General features: G+C 45.5%; 1 protein-coding gene. It reads right to left on the bottom strand.

Going from position 1 to position 699, the window contains the following annotated elements; all coding sequences use genetic code 11:
- Nucleotides 1-699: DUF933 domain-containing protein (locus ACFIK8_RS11560; protein WP_375669509.1), on the bottom strand; the 699-nt coding region annotated here is incomplete at both ends.

Raw genomic sequence — 699 nt, 5'->3', positions numbered from 1 at the left:
GCCTTCATCGCGGGCTTTGCCCGCTTCTTTTGCACCGTTTTCTCCCCCTAGAGCAATATAATCCTCGTAGCTGATGGTTTGGGCACGAATGAAGCCGCGTTCAAAATCTGAATGGATAATACCAGCTGCCTGAGGTGCTTTAGTCCCACGGGGGATTGTCCATGCTCGCGTTTCTTTAGGTCCACAGGTGAAATAGGTAATGAGGTCAAGTAAATGGTAACCAGCACGAATGAGGCAATTGAGACTTGATTCGACGAGCTCTAGAGCACTAAGGTATTCTATGGCTTCTGCGTCATTAAGTTGAGTGATCTCAGCTTCAATGGAGGCAGAAATGATAATGCTTTGAGCGTTTTGCGTTGTTGCCATTTTCTCAACCGTTTGGGTAAAGCTATTTCCATGAGCGGCATCATTTTCGCTCACATTGCAAACATAAAGTACGGGTTTGGAGGTTAAAAGATTCAAACTATCAAGGATGCGGCGCTCATCGGAAGAGATCTCTTTGAGTAATGACCGGACAGGACTTCCTTTCTGCAGTAAGTTTAATGCTGCTTCCATAATAGGAAGAATTATCAGAGCTTCTTTATCTTTTCCGGTTGCACGTTTGCGGATTTGTACGATTCGTCGCTCAAGACTTTCAAGATCAGCAAGCATGAGTTCCGTTTCAACAGTTGTGGCATCAGAGACGGGATCAATGCGTCC

The organism is Bartonella sp. MR168JLCBS, from assembly GCF_042194175.1.
Note: the sequence above shows the minus strand (reverse complement) of the source record. Positions and strands in the feature narration are given on the sequence as shown.